At 50.2% G+C, this 12801-nt stretch carries 10 protein-coding genes and 1 tRNA gene; 3 read left to right on the top strand and 8 right to left on the bottom strand.

Going from position 1 to position 12801, the window contains the following annotated elements; genetic code table 11:
- Nucleotides 1-24 precede the first annotated feature (24 nt).
- Genes hyuA through ygeW form a run of 4 tightly spaced genes read right to left on the bottom strand, consistent with a single transcriptional unit; the run spans nucleotide 25 to nucleotide 5173 of the window.
- Nucleotides 25-1410: a D-phenylhydantoinase gene (gene hyuA, locus ACJHWR_RS17020; protein ID WP_001264452.1), complete on the bottom strand. Its 1386-nt coding sequence runs from the start codon at nucleotides 1408-1410 to the stop codon at nucleotides 25-27.
- Between the two features lie 52 nt (nucleotides 1411-1462).
- Nucleotides 1463-2674, bottom strand: coding sequence for a YgeY family selenium metabolism-linked hydrolase (locus tag ACJHWR_RS17015; protein WP_001107125.1), 1212 nt, complete (start codon nucleotides 2672-2674; stop codon nucleotides 1463-1465).
- A 57-nt stretch (nucleotides 2675-2731) separates the two neighbouring features.
- Nucleotides 2732-3928: a diaminopropionate ammonia-lyase gene (gene dpaL, locus ACJHWR_RS17010; protein WP_000110493.1), complete on the bottom strand. Its 1197-nt coding sequence runs from the start codon at nucleotides 3926-3928 to the stop codon at nucleotides 2732-2734.
- 57 nt (nucleotides 3929-3985) lie between these two features.
- The gene (ygeW, locus tag ACJHWR_RS17005; RefSeq protein WP_000859787.1) at nucleotides 3986-5173 is read right to left on the bottom strand and encodes a knotted carbamoyltransferase YgeW; all 1188 of its coding nucleotides are present in this window, start codon (nucleotides 5171-5173) and stop codon (nucleotides 3986-3988) included.
- Between the two features lie 479 nt (nucleotides 5174-5652).
- Between ygeW and ACJHWR_RS17000 the strand changes: the two genes are divergently transcribed.
- Nucleotides 5653-7431: a sigma-54 interaction domain-containing protein gene (locus ACJHWR_RS17000; RefSeq protein WP_000417785.1), complete on the top strand. Its 1779-nt coding sequence runs from the start codon at nucleotides 5653-5655 to the stop codon at nucleotides 7429-7431.
- 39 nt (nucleotides 7432-7470) lie between these two features.
- On the opposite strand, the gene xdhC is transcribed toward ACJHWR_RS17000, so the two are convergent.
- The 3 genes from xdhC to xdhA are packed head-to-tail and all read right to left on the bottom strand — an operon-like array spanning nucleotide 7471 to nucleotide 11133.
- Nucleotides 7471-7950, bottom strand: coding sequence for a xanthine dehydrogenase iron sulfur-binding subunit XdhC (xdhC, locus tag ACJHWR_RS16995; protein WP_001016605.1), 480 nt, complete (start codon nucleotides 7948-7950; stop codon nucleotides 7471-7473).
- Nucleotides 7947-8825, bottom strand: a complete 879-nt coding sequence (gene xdhB, locus ACJHWR_RS16990; protein ID WP_000459188.1) for a xanthine dehydrogenase FAD-binding subunit XdhB — start codon at nucleotides 8823-8825, stop codon at nucleotides 7947-7949. The genes xdhC and xdhB overlap by 4 nt, the downstream gene beginning before the upstream one ends.
- A gap of 10 nt (nucleotides 8826-8835) precedes the next feature.
- On the bottom strand, nucleotides 8836-11133 hold the full coding sequence (xdhA, locus tag ACJHWR_RS16985; protein WP_000388114.1) for a xanthine dehydrogenase molybdenum-binding subunit XdhA: 2298 nt from the start codon (nucleotides 11131-11133) through the stop codon (nucleotides 8836-8838).
- A gap of 415 nt (nucleotides 11134-11548) precedes the next feature.
- On the opposite strand from xdhA, the gene actS reads away from it, so the two are divergent.
- Both actS and ACJHWR_RS16975 read left to right on the top strand, forming a co-directional pair.
- Nucleotides 11549-12301 (top strand): amidase activator ActS, encoded by a 753-nt coding sequence (actS, locus tag ACJHWR_RS16980; protein ID WP_012311910.1) that lies wholly within the window; start codon nucleotides 11549-11551, stop codon nucleotides 12299-12301.
- A gap of 78 nt (nucleotides 12302-12379) precedes the next feature.
- Nucleotides 12380-12453: transfer RNA gene (locus tag ACJHWR_RS16975), tRNA-Gly, on the top strand.
- Between the two features lie 252 nt (nucleotides 12454-12705).
- Here ACJHWR_RS16975 and ACJHWR_RS16970 read toward each other — a convergent pair.
- The coding region (locus ACJHWR_RS16970; protein WP_000851394.1) for an IS1 family transposase at nucleotides 12706-12801 on the bottom strand (96 nt) is incomplete at its 5' end.

The following is a 12801-nucleotide window of genomic DNA, read 5'->3' as shown; positions in this document are numbered from 1 at the left end:
TTGTGTATAGATCCCTGGCAGTGGTTAGAGCACGGGAGGGACAAACGGTTTGCGTCGCAGGAAACGACCTCGCCCGGCTTTGCCTGTAAAAGTGCCGTCACAGAAAATCGTTTCACCACGGGATAAAGTTCTGACAATCGCGCCCTGACAGGTAAAACCCTCCCATGGCGAGTAGTCGGCGTTGTCGTGGAGATGGCGATGCTGAATTTGTTGACTCTGACGTGGGTCGATAATCACCACGTCGCCATCGGAACCGGGCGCTAATAATCCTTTTTGCGGCCACAGGCCAAACAGCCTGGCGGGCATCGCGCTGGTTAATTCAACAAAACGTTCCGGTGTTATACGTCCCGTCATAACGCCACTGGAAAACAGTAACTGCATGCGGTTTTCCACACCGGGTAAGCCATTTGGGCAGCGACTGAAATCGCCTTTAGAAATTTGCAGGCGTTGAGCCATCGAGAATGTGCAGTGATCGGTCGCTACCACGTCAATCGCACCATCGCTGATGCCACACCACAGTTTGTCCTGCTCGCGTACGTTACGCAGCGGTGGGCTAAGAATGAACTTCATGCCATCTTCTGTATCGTAACTGCGTTCGTCCAACAGGAGATATTGTGGGCAGGTTTCAACCCAGACTGGCTGGTGATTCGCACGGGCAAGACGCAGATAATCCAGACCTAAGCCGTTAGACAGGTGCACGATATAGAGCGGGGCGTTACCGGCAATTTGTGCCAGGTTAATCATGCGGGCGATGGCTTCCGCTTCGCATTCCAGAGGGCGACTCAAGGCGTGATAGCGCGGCGCGGTTAACCCTGCGGCAATAAACTCCGCCCGCTTGCTGGCGATAGCTGCATCATTTTCCGGGTGCACGGTGGTCAGCGCGCCGGACTCATGCAAGCGGCGTAACGCCTGCAAAACTTCGTCATCGTTGAGTTTGTATTGATAGGTTAAATAGAGTTTAAAACTGCTCAGTCCTTCTTCGACCATCATCGGAATTTCGTCGAGGATGGCGTGATTAATGTGCTGGATCACACCGTGAAAGCTGTAGTCGATGACCGCCTTATGGGCGGCATAACCACGATAAACCTCCAGTTGATGGCGTAACCGGCAGCCATTCGGGCCAAATCCCATATGGTCAATAATGGTTGTTGTACCGCCACACGCAGCTGCGCGGGTACCGGTAAAAAAATCATCACAACTGCGCGCGATGCCGACATCAATATTGAAATGCGTATGGACATCCACGCCGCCAGGGAAAACGTAACAGCCAGTGGCATCAATTTCTTCATACGGGAGCTGTGGCGAAATATTGTTGCCCAACTGGCGAACAATCCCGCTTTCAATCAGCAAATCCTGTTTGGCTTGTCCATCTGCGTTAACGACAGTGCCGTTTTTGATCAATACGCGCATAGCAAACTCCAAAAACCCTCCGGCGAACCGGAGGGGAATAAGTGAAGAGTAATTATTCGGTTGCCAGCCAGCTTAACGGGATTGCCGCGTACATCGCGGCACAGGTCACCAGGTGAGATTTCCAGGTTTTTTCGTTAGGTGCATGCGCTTCAGGTTCTTTACCTGGGCCAAAGCCGATCACCGGAATGCCGTGACGGCCCATGATAGATACGCCGTTAGTTGAGAAGGTCCACTTATCAACAACCGGCGCTTTGCCAAACAGACCTTCGTAGGCATTCACCAGTGCTTTAACGGTGAAGTGATCTTCTTCCACTTTCCAGGTCGGGAAGTAGCATTCGGTTGGGTAAACCAGGCCAGTCCAGGACGGACGGTCGTAGTTGTACATAGAAACAACCGCGTTAGCTTTCTGTACTGCAGGCAGGGCGCGGATTTCGTCCAGCGCGCCTTCCCAGGTTTCGCCCCAGGTCAGACGGCGGTCAATAGAGACGGCGCAGCTATCTGCTACAGCGCAACGGCTTGGGGATGTGAAGAAGATTTCAGAAACGGTGAGGGTGCCTTTGCCGAGGAATTCGTCATAACCCAGACGTTGGGAGAGTTCTTGTAATTCGCCAAGAATCGGACCCATTTTGAAAATGGCGTTGTCACCGCGTTCTGGCGCAGAACCGTGGCAGCTAACACCCTGAACATCAATACGAATTTCCATACGACCGCGCTGACCACGGTATACCTGGCAGTCGGTTGGTTCGGTACTGACCACAAATTCCGGGCGAATGCCGGATTGTTCAATAATGTACTGCCAGCACAGACCGTCGCAGTCTTCTTCCTGCACAGTACCGGTAACCAGCAGGGTATATTCATCTTCCAGACCGAGGTCTTTAATGATTTTACCGGCATAAACCATAGATGCCATGCCGCCTTCCTGGTCGGAAGTACCGCGACCACCGATCAGCTCATCAGTTTCCATGCCTTCGTACGGATCGAAGTCCCAGTTTTTGATGTTGCCAATGCCGACGGTATCAATATGAGCGTCCATTGCCACCAGACGCGGGCCGTGGCCGATATAACCGAGAACGTTGCCCATCGGGTCGATTTCAACTTTATCGAAGCCGACTTTTTCCATCTCTTCTTTAATACGATGTACTACGCGTTTTTCGTCGCAGCTTTCACTGGGAATAGCAACCATGTCGCGCAGGAAGCGAGTCATGTCCGCCTGGTAATCTTTTGCTTTTTCAAGAATCAGTTTGAATGGAATATTCTTAGCCATTATTTTTCTCCAGATTTTTTACTCCCCGTTTTGCAGGGAGCAGTTCCAATAGGGTGATTAAGGTGCTACAGCGTGTTTGCCTTCCCAGACAACTTCGCGGTAGTGCTTCACGTCTGTGTCGCCTTCAGTGCTGATAACCAGCACTACGGCATCTTTGTTCAGCGCCAGTTTTTCCATCAGGCTTTGACGTTGCGGGTGATAATGAACCGCTGCGAGAACGCCCAAACCGACAGCGCCGGATTCACCGGAGATGATGCGCGGGTCATTGCCGTACGGATTACCCAGCACACGCATACCTAATGCGGCAACACTGTCCTGGCAGGAGATGAATTGGGTGGCGCAGTTACGTAGGATTTCCCAGCCCAGCGGGTTAGGTTCGCCGCAGGCCAGGCCCGCCATGATGGTGGCCATATCACCGCCAACGTTGACGATGTCGCCTTTGACGCCGGAGCGATAAATACAGTCAGCTTTGTCAGGTTCAACAATAATGCTGTGCAGATTTTGCGGGCTATAGACGTCGACCAGATAACCCAGCACACCACCGGCCATTGCACCGACACCAGCTTGCAGCAGAACGTGCGTCGGGGTTACGCCCATTTCACGCATTTGCTCGACGGCTTCATCTGCCAGTGTTGCATAGCCCTGCATGATCCAGGTTGGGATTTTGGTGTAACCTTCCCAGGCGGTATCTTGCACCACTTCCCAGCCGTGCTGCTGCGCGTGTTGCATGGTCAGGCGAACGGTATCGTCATAGTTCATATCCGTGACGATGCACTCGGCACCGAGGTTCAGAATGGCGTCAACGCGTTCCTGAGCAGAACCTTTCGGCATGTAAATCACCGCATTCTGTCCGAGTTGCTGTGCTGCCCATGCCACACCGCGCCCGTGGTTGCCGTCGGTGGTGGTCGCGAAGGTCATTTTTTCGCCGATGGCATTTTTCAGATGCTCAAATGACAGCGTTTCGATATCAAGATGATATTTTTCACACAATAATTGAGCGATGGCGTACGCACCGCCGAGCATTTTGAAGGCGTTCAGACCGAATCGTTTTGATTCGTCTTTGACGAGAATTTTCTTCACACCAAAAAGGTTTGCGAGATCGTCCAGCGCACAAAGCGGTGTTGGGCGATAACCAGCAATTTTCTGGTGGAACTGGCGCGCCAGTTTGGCCTGGCTTTGCGAAAAGAGCGGTGATGTTTCGCCGTTGAAAAATTTGTTATCGGCGATATCAATCTTCAATGAGAAAACGGACATATCCTATCCTTTTGGCCTCTGGAAATAGAGGGCCGACCAGCTGATCGGCCCGAGGGGTTATTTCACGCGTTCTTGCGCTTCTTTCAGCAGTTGCTCGAGCAGTGCACCTGGTTTGGCGTATTTGCGGGACAGGATCATCGCGGCGATGATATAAGGCTTCCAGCTGGCTTCTTTGTAGGTCGCGATACGGTATTTTTCGAATACGCCTTCAGTCACTTCACCTTCTTTGCAGGATACGCCGCTGATATCAGCTGGCAGGCAGTGCATGTACAGGGCTTCGCCATCACGGGTCAGTTCCATCATCTCTTCAGTACAATGCCAGTCTTTGTGTTGCGCGTTCTGTGCCAGACACTGTTTTTCCAGTGCTTTTAAGCCTTCGTGATCGTTCGCACGCAGCAATTCAGTACGCTCTTCCATCACTTTGTAAGGTGCCCATGACTTCGGATAAACGATGTCTGCGTCTTTGAAGGCTTCTTCCATGCTGGTGACCTGACGGAAGCTACCGCCGGAGGCTTTAGCATTGTTTTTAGCGACTTCAACGACATCCGGGATCAGGTCGTAGCCTTCCGGATGGGCCAGGGTGACATCCATACCGAAGCGAGTCATCAGACCGATGATGCCTTGTGGTACAGAGAGCGGTTTGCCATAGCTTGGGGAGTAGGCCCAGGTCATGGCGATTTTTTTACCTTTCAGGTTTTCCAGTGAACCAAAGTGTTCACGTAACCATGCCAGGTCAGCCATTGACTGAGTCGGGTGGTCAATATCGCATTGCAGGTTCACTAAAGCCGGACGTTGCGGCAGCACACCCTGCTTGTAACCGTCATCAAGTGCAGCGCCAACTTCACGCATATAGGCGTTGCCTGCGCCCAGATACATATCGTCACGAATACCGATGGCATCGGCGCAGAAGGAGATCATATTGGCGGTTTCACGCACGGTTTCGCCGTGAGCGATTTGTGATTTGCCTTCGTCGAGATCTTGCTGTGCAAGGCCGAGCAGGTTAAGCGCGGAAGCATAAGAGAAACGGGTACGGGTGGAGTTGTCGCGGAATACGGAAATACCTAATCCACTATTAAAGACTTTGGTTGAGATGTTTTCAGCACGCAGTGCTTTTAATGCTGCGGCAACGTCCAGTACTTGTTTCAGTTCATCTGGCGTCTGTTCCCACGTTAACAAAAAATCTTTCTCGTGAAGGTGAGAGGTCAGCGAATTGATATCCTTAATCAGCTCATTAACAGTTTTCATCATAAAGTCCCGGTAGTGGAATGACAGGCAAAGAGGTTTATTTCACTGTGACTTGCCAAAAGTGATTGGTCTTTTCACAGCTATACCTGGGACTAACAATAACTATGCCAGAATTATCCAAGCGGCTGCAAAAGACTAATTTGACGGGTAATGTGTGGGGTTGATCACAAATTGATGCCAGCTTCTGGTTGTTTGTAAAATACGAAAACGTTTGGCTTTTTTTATCGCGTTATTTATTTGCTGCTAAGTATCAGAAATAAGATAAAGGAACAGGCGCTCTCTCTTCAGTTTGATAAACTCACCGCCGTAATTCTCATATTGATATAGAAATGTGATATCTCTTCCATAATTTCATTAGAAAGTGATAAAAATCTTATGTTTTTATCAAAGCCAATTTCGCCTGAGTTAATATCATCATGATCTGTGAACCATCAACGTCTTCAATGATCGACTTTTAAGTAAGTCTGGAAGGTAAAGCTATGGAGCTTGCTACTACGCAGTCAGTATTGATGCAAATTCAACCGACAATTCAGCGTTTTGCCAGAATGCTTGCCAGCGTTTTGCAGCTTGAGGTTGAGATCGTTGATGAAAACTTGTGTCGCGTCGCCGGAACGGGCGCGTATGGGAAGTTTCTTGGTCGCCAGTTGAGCGGCAACTCACGCCTGCTCCGCCACGTCCTGGAAACGAAAACTGAAAAAGTTGTGACACAGTCTCGCTTCGATCCCCTTTGCGAAGGTTGCGATAGTAAAGAAAATTGCCGCGAAAAAGCATTTCTGGGTACGCCTGTCATTTTACAGGATCGTTGTGTTGGGGTGATAAGTTTGATTGCCGTTACCCACGAGCAACAAGAGCATATTAGTGATAATTTACGCGAATTTTCTGATTACGTTCGCCATATATCCACCATTTTTGTTTCGAAACTTCTGGAGGATCAGGGACCAGGAGATAACATCAGTAAAATATTCGCGACCATGATCGATAATATGGATCAGGGTGTATTAGTTGTTGATGACGATAATCGGATTCAGTTTGTTAATCAGACTGCCTTAAAAACACTTGGTGTTGTACAAAATAATATTATTGGGAAACCTATCCGTTTCAGACCATTAACATTTGAGAGTAATTTTACCCATGGACATATGCAGCATATTGTTTCGTGGGACGATAAAAGTGAATTAATCATTGGTCAATTGCATAACATTCAGGGCCGACAATTATTTTTAATGGCGTTTCACCAATCGCATACCAGTTTTTCTGTAGCAAATGCACCTGATGAACCGCATATTGAACAATTGGTTGGCGAGTGCCGTGTTATGCGGCAATTAAAACGACTCATTAGCCGTATTGCACCCAGCCCATCCAGCGTTATGGTGGTTGGTGAAAGCGGCACGGGTAAAGAAGTTGTCGCCCGTGCAATCCATAAGTTGAGCGGAAGACGGAATAAACCCTTTATTGCTATCAACTGTGCCGCGATTCCGGAGCAGCTTCTGGAGAGCGAACTGTTCGGTTATGTTAAAGGCGCATTTACTGGCGCTTCTGCCAACGGTAAAACAGGGTTGATTCAGGCGGCGAATACGGGCACGCTGTTTCTCGATGAAATAGGTGATATGCCATTAATGTTGCAGGCTAAATTACTGCGCGCTATTGAGGCGCGTGAAATTCTGCCGATTGGTGCCAGTAGCCCAATACAAGTCGACATTCGCATCATTTCTGCAACTAACCAGAATTTGGCCCAGTTCATTGCCGAAGGTAAATTCCGCGAAGATCTCTTCTACCGACTTAATGTTATCCCGATAACTCTGCCACCGCTGCGTGAACGTCAGGAAGATATTGAACTACTGGTGCATTACTTTTTACATCTGCATACCCGTCGTCTGGGATCGGTTTATCCGGGCATTGCTCCCGATGTCGTCGAAATATTGCGTAAGCATCGTTGGCCCGGAAACCTGCGCGAGTTAAGCAATTTGATGGAATATCTGGTTAACGTGGTTCCTTCAGGTGAAGTTATCGACAGCACGCTATTGCCGCCAAATCTGCTGAATAATGGCACAACGGAGCAAAGTGATGTAACAGAGGTCAACGAGGCGCACCTGGCACTCGATGATGCGGGCGGCACGGCGCTGGAGGAGATGGAAAAGCAAATGATCCGCGAGGCGCTTTCACGTCATAACAGCAAGAAGCAAGTTGCTGATGAACTGGGCATCGGCATTGCTACGCTCTATCGCAAGATTAAGAAATATGAGTTGTTAAACACATAACCTCAGTGAATCCGGCCTGAATTCAGGCCGGATATCCTTTTACTTCGTTTTCTCGCAATCCAGAACTGTATTTACAATCATCTGATACCCCGTGCAGCGACAAAGATTTCCCGCCAGTCCGCGACGAATTTCCGTAATGGTTAATGGCTTCTCGCGTGGTTTCGCCAGCATTGCTGTGGTAGCCATAATCAGGCCAGGCGTACAAAACCCGCACTGCACTGCGCCGGATTTAGCATAAGCCTGCTGTACATGAGAAAGTTTTCCGCCTTTCGCTTCACCTTCCAGCGTGCGGATCTCTTTTCCTTCAGCCCAGGCGGCAAGGTATAAGCAACTGTCTATTGCTGTGCCGTCGACCAGCACCGTACAGGCACCACATTCACCCACGCAGCACCCTTGTTTGACACTTAGCAGTCCTTGTTCGCGGAGTAATTCCGAGAGCGGCGTGCCTGGTGCGGCGTGAAGCTGAAAAGGCATCCCGTTAATGGTGCATTCGATGGTGATTGTTTCGCTGTGATTCATTGCAATTTTCCCCCCGCCGCGGCGACGGCTTCGCTAATCACTTTTTTGGTCATCGTCTGGATGAGATGCAGACGAAACTCTTTACTGGCCCGCCATGAAGAACGCGGGGCGACATCTTGCAGGACTGATTCGCTGATGGCTTCCAGTGTTTGCAGGTTTAATGGCGCATTTTGTGCAGTCTGTTCGGCATGTTGGCAGCGAATTGGCGTTGGCGCGGCAACACCAAATGCCAGGCGTAATTCGCTGAAATTGCCGTTATCCAGTCGGCAATGTGCGGCGCAGCCAATCGTTGAAATATCCATTGCGTCGCGCATGGCATATTTAAAATGCGCGCTGCCCGCGTGTTCTTTCGGCTGGGGCGGAAAATGAAAGGCGACAAGGATTTCGTCATGCTCAAGAGACACTTTGCCCGGCCCAGTGTGAAAGCCATTAATCGGGACGAAACGAACACCGCGCGGGGAGTGAATCTCCAGTTTCGCGTCATAAATTAGCGTTGGCGTGGCAGAATCTGCACTGGTAGCACCGTTGCAAATATTTCCACCGTAGGTAGCGACGTTACGGATCTGCGGTCCGGCAATGGACGAGGCCGCAGCACATAACGCTGGGAGATGACGTTGAGTTACAGGATCTTCAATGAGCTGGGTAAATGTCGTTGCAGAGCCGATACGTAGTGAGCCATCTTCCGCTAGCGTAATTCCCCGCAGCTCCGCCAGATTATGAATATCAACAATATGGCGATAACGGTCATTGTGATGGTGGAGCTGAATCAGTACGTCAGTGCCACCGGCGAGCAGTTTGGCCTGTGGGTTGTCAGCCAGCAGGTTGATGGCATCGGCAAGGGTTGCTGCGCGATGGTAAGAAGCAAAATCAAACATGATGTTATCCTCAAATCAATCCTGCCAGATGGAACTCTTCATATAACCGTTTTGGCGTCAGCGGCAGTGTATTGATTGCAACACCGGTAGCCATCTTCACCGCGTTACGAATAGCAGCGGCAACAGGAATTATTGGTGGCTCACCCAGTGACTTATGTCCGTATGCGGATTGCGGCTCATTGATTTCGACGAACGCGCTTTCCAGTTGTGGCAGATCCGGCATGGTGGGCATTTTGTAATCCAGCAGATTGGGGTTACGGACCACGCCGCTTTTCGCATCGATGATCATCTCTTCAAATAGCGCCCAGCCAATGCCCATTCCCATTCCGCCGTGTACCTGACCTTCTGCCAGCAACGGATTAAGAATATGGCCCGAATCATGAACGTTAAGGATGCGGTTGATGGTGACTTTGCACAGCGCAATATCGATCGTCAGATCAACAAAGGTACAGCCAAACGCTGGTGGGTTAGTGGTGGTTTTGATGGAGCTTTCGGCAGAGAGCTGCCCGCCGCGTTCAGGGTGGTAGAAGGCATCCATCGCCAAATCTTTTAACGACATTAACGGCTCTTCCGGTCGTTCAACCAGCACGATATGGCCTTTTATCAAGGTAAGATTCATCGCTGACTGATGTAGCATGACAGCGGCGTGAGCGATGATTTTCTCCTTTAATAACAGTGCCGCACTGCGTAGCGCGGGCGCGGCAACATAGCTCTGGCGTGAGGCAAATGCGCCGGGATCGAACGGCGTAACGTCGGTATCTTGTGTTGAAATAACGCGAATGTCGCTGACCGGAACCCCCACGGTTTCTGCCACCATTTGCGAGAACACGGTGTCGGCACCCTGGCCGATTTCCGTGGCACCACTCTGTACGTTGATGGTTCCATCCTGATTCATCAACAGGCGCGCGCCAGCAATTTCTACGCCGACAGGCCAGGTGTTAGAGGTGTAGCTAAAACAGGCGACGCCAACGCCGCGGCGTAAATTGCCTTGCTGGTTCTGGCACTCTGCACGGCGTTTTTCCCATTCAAAGATTTTCCGGCCTTTTTCAAGACACTCCGGCAACCCTGCGCTGTAAATACGTTTGCCTGTGAGCGGATTAGCATCTCCTTCGCGGGCGGCGTTGCGTAAACGAATTTCAACAGGATCAATACCTAACGCTGTCGCGGCGTCATCAAGCATAGACTCAACGGCAAATACGACTTGTGGCGCGCCATAACCACGCATCGCACCAGCCGAGGGGAGGTTGGTATAGCAGGTCTTTGAACTGTAAGCGTAGGCACAACGAGGATAAAGGTAAGCGACTTTATTCCCCCCTGCAGAAGCGATGGAGTGCCCGTGAGATGCATAAGCGCCGGTGTTAGACAGAACATCCAGACTATAACCTTTCAATGTTCCGTCGCGGTTCACGCCCATTTGCCCGTCAATAGTAAAAGCGTGGCGGGTACGGGTTGCGAGGAAACACTCTTCACGGCTAAGGGAAACTTTCACCGGAATGCCGCCAAGCTTGCTGGTCAGGAATGCCGCCATTGGCTCTTCCAGTACATCCTGTTTATTACCAAAACCGCCACCGACAAACGGTTTGATGACTCGTACGCATGACCAGGGAATATTCAGCGCCTGACCAACCACACGGCGAACAATGTGCGGGATCTGGGTGCTGGAAACGATGGTAATTCGCGAGTCATCCTCCATCCATGCCAGCGATGTCACGCTTTCCATGTGACAATGTTGAATGACCGGCGTCTGATAGTGCCCCTGCACCTGGTAATCGACGGCATCGATTGTTTGTTGGACATTACCCGTCGACATCGAGCTTTGTTTTAGTAAATTGCCGCCGTTATGGATTGGTGCAGCGTCATCTGCCAGCGCCGCTTCTGGCGTGGTGATAACGGGTAATTCTTGCCACTCAATGCTGACCAATTGCGCCGCTTTTTCTGCCGTGAGTTCATCACGGGCCACGACGATGGCAACGGCGTCACCATGATGACGAACATGGCGAGTTAGCAGTGCGCGATCGGCGGTATCGCGCTTGTTTTCGTCAAGTGTCCAGGCATGCCCAGCTGTAGCGAATGGGATATCAGGTACATCTTCCCAGGTAAAAATCGCCAGTACGCCTGGTAAACTTCTGGCTTGTTCATCATTAATACTTACGGCATAACCATGTGCGATAGGGCTACGTACATATTTCGCGTAACACATGCCCGCCATAACATAATCGTCAGTATATCGTGCCCGCCCGGTGACCTTAGCAATGGCATCGACGCGCATGCAAGATTCACCCGTAGCGGTTGCTTCCCGCGCTTCCATAGAAATCCCCTCGATTTGAACATTTGGTTCTTATGGCAAAGATTTAGTCTAAGCAGGCAAGATTTACGCCAGAAACGACGATAAGCGTTAGGGGAGGAAGGAAGTGTGATGACGTTAAAAAAACACAGATATGATACGAAACAGGACTCTGAATAGGGGCAGTGATACGTATCAATATGAGTGGCGATAAAATCAATGTGATAAATCAGGATTATTACGCATCAGGATGGGAAATAGGGTAAAAAAGTCAGGAAATTCGATACCTCTGCAGCGAATATTTTGCTGATGATACTTCCCTTTGCCAAATGAAATTAACCTCTTTCTCTATTACCGCGTTTTTCGAGAAGCAAGAGATTGGGTATCCAGAGGCTGGCTGCTATGATATGGCGTCTTGTTTTTTAAGCGAGGAAAGATTTTGAGTGCGGGACGCCTGAATAAAAAATCTCTGGGTATCGTGATGTTGTTATCGGTTGGACTGCTTTTGGCGGGCTGCTCGGGTAGCAAATCATCCGATACAGGAACGTATTCCGGCTCCGTTTACACCGTGAAACGGGGGGATACGCTATATCGTATTTCGCGCACCACGGGAACCAGCGTAAAAGAGCTGGCGCGACTGAACGGCATTTCCCCCCCTTACACCATTGAAGTTGGTCAGAAACTAAAACTGGGTGGGGCGAAAAGTAGCAGTACACGTAAATCAACCGCCAAATCAACGACCAAAACCGCATCGGTTACACCGTCATCAGCAGTACCGAAATCTTCCTGGCCGCCAGTAGGGCAACGTTGTTGGTTATGGCCAACGACAGGGAAAGTTATCATGCCGTATTCGACAGCTGATGGCGGCAATAAAGGGATTGATATCTCAGCTCCACGGGGTACACCTATTTACGCCGCGGGTGCAGGAAAGGTGGTGTATGTGGGCAACCAGCTGCGTGGCTACGGTAATCTCATCATGATTAAACACAGTGAAGATTACATTACGGCTTACGCCCATAATGACACGATGCTGGTAAATAATGGGCAAAGCGTGAAGGCTGGGCAAAAAATCGCCACTATGGGGAGCACTGATGCGGCATCGGTTCGCCTGCATTTCCAGATTCGTTACCGTGCTACGGCAATTGATCCGCTGCGTTACTTGCCGCCTCAGAGCAGCAAGCCAAAATGCTGATGGCGAATTAATCAGCAGTCAGCAGCGCGGCACTTGCTAAGGAGAGCGTAAGGTTTATAATGCCTTACGCATCTCGAAGCGGGCGTAGTTCAATGGTAGAACGAGAGCTTCCCAAGCTCTATACGAGGGTTCGATTCCCTTCGCCCGCTCCAGAATCTCCCCAGGTGGAGAAGACCAAAAAAGTCTTCTCTGTCAGCAACTTAAACAGTTACCTATTTAATTTGCTTAGGAGTTCTACCATTGTGATCCGCCCTTAGTAACTGTCACGTTAAGTTACACGGTGAGATGACAGTATAACCTAACGTTGGCGGCAGTTGCACCTCTCACACCGCGATAGCACAACGTGAAGATAAAGCCCATCCTGGCATTGTAATGTCATCGACAGACTGGGTAATGACTCCAACTTATTGATAGTGTTTTATGTTCAGATAATGCCCGATGACTTTGTCATGCAGCTCCACCGATTTTGAGAACGACAGCGACTTCCGTCCCAGCCGTGC

It is taken from the genome of Escherichia sp. WS568 (genome assembly GCF_046486085.1).
GTDB classification, from domain to species: Bacteria; Pseudomonadota; Gammaproteobacteria; order Enterobacterales; family Enterobacteriaceae; genus Escherichia; species Escherichia coli.
Note: the sequence above shows the minus strand (reverse complement) of the source record. Positions and strands in the feature narration are given on the sequence as shown.

What these genes read in the sequence shown, in the direction of transcription:
- hyuA (WP_001264452.1), bottom strand. Translation starts at nt 1,410, where the DNA reads ATGCGCGTATTGATCAAAAACGGCACTGTCGTTAACGCAGATGGACAA.
- ACJHWR_RS17015 (WP_001107125.1), bottom strand. Translation starts at nt 2,674, where the DNA reads ATGGCTAAGAATATTCCATTCAAACTGATTCTTGAAAAAGCAAAAGAT.
- dpaL (WP_000110493.1), bottom strand. Translation starts at nt 3,928, where the DNA reads ATGTCCGTTTTCTCATTGAAGATTGATATCGCCGATAACAAATTTTTC.
- ygeW (WP_000859787.1), bottom strand. Translation starts at nt 5,173, where the DNA reads ATGAAAACTGTTAATGAGCTGATTAAGGATATCAATTCGCTGACCTCT.
- ACJHWR_RS17000 (WP_000417785.1), top strand. Translation starts at nt 5,653, where the DNA reads ATGGAGCTTGCTACTACGCAGTCAGTATTGATGCAAATTCAACCGACA.
- xdhC (WP_001016605.1), bottom strand. Translation starts at nt 7,950, where the DNA reads ATGAATCACAGCGAAACAATCACCATCGAATGCACCATTAACGGGATG.
- xdhB (WP_000459188.1), bottom strand. Translation starts at nt 8,825, where the DNA reads ATGTTTGATTTTGCTTCTTACCATCGCGCAGCAACCCTTGCCGATGCC.
- xdhA (WP_000388114.1), bottom strand. Translation starts at nt 11,133, where the DNA reads ATGGAAGCGCGGGAAGCAACCGCTACGGGTGAATCTTGCATGCGCGTC.